Below are 750 nucleotides of genomic sequence, written 5' to 3' on the forward strand. Positions count from 1 at the left end.
CTGTCTCAATACAGCCATGTCCTGTCTTTTCTACCAATTCGAGCCAATGTTCTGGATATTTTTCATTGATTGTGACAGAACGTTCACGGTTTTCGATTTGAGAAGGATCTGCTTTTGAAGAGGCAGAAGAATGATTTTGTGAGTGCTCAATAAAGCGTCCATGAGCTCCTGGACCAAAACCCGCATATTCGTGATAACGCCAATAGAGAAGATTATGCACTGATTCCGCACCAGGAATTGCATGATTGGAGATTTCATAAGCTGGAAGCCCGTGTAGTGCGGTTATTTCTTGTGTGAGTTGATAGAGATCTGCTGCAAGTTCTGATTCGGGGAGAAACAGTCTTCCTGCGGCATGGAGCCGTTTAAATGCTGTTCCTTCTTCGATAGTTAGTTGGTAAAGAGAAAGATGGTCTGCTGCTAAATCAATGGCTTGAAAAAGTTCACATTTCCATTGTTCGAGTGTTTGTCCGGGGCGGGCATAGATAAGATCAAAGGATAAACGGGGGAAAATTTTCCGTGCTAAAGCAATAGCATGGAGAGCTTGTTTGACATCATGGAGACGTCCAAGTTGTCGTAGTGCTTTGTCATTGAGTGCTTGTACACCAAGAGACAAGCGGTTCACCCCTGCTACACGGTATCCACGAAAACGCTCTGCTTCTACACTGGATGGGTTCGCTTCCATTGTAATTTCAGCTTTATCATCGATGTTCCACGTTCTTGCCAATATCTGCAACAAGGCATCAACAGTTT

The 750-nt window shown here is 44.0% G+C and carries 1 protein-coding gene; it reads right to left on the reverse strand.

Annotated elements, in window-relative coordinates:
- The coding region (locus ACFINS_RS10195) for a coproporphyrinogen-III oxidase family protein (RefSeq protein WP_375706201.1) at positions 1–750 on the reverse strand (750 nt) is incomplete at both ends.

It is taken from the genome of Bartonella sp. AA2SXKL (genome assembly GCF_042197205.1).
In the GTDB taxonomy this organism is placed as follows: Bacteria; Pseudomonadota; Alphaproteobacteria; order Rhizobiales; family Rhizobiaceae; genus Bartonella.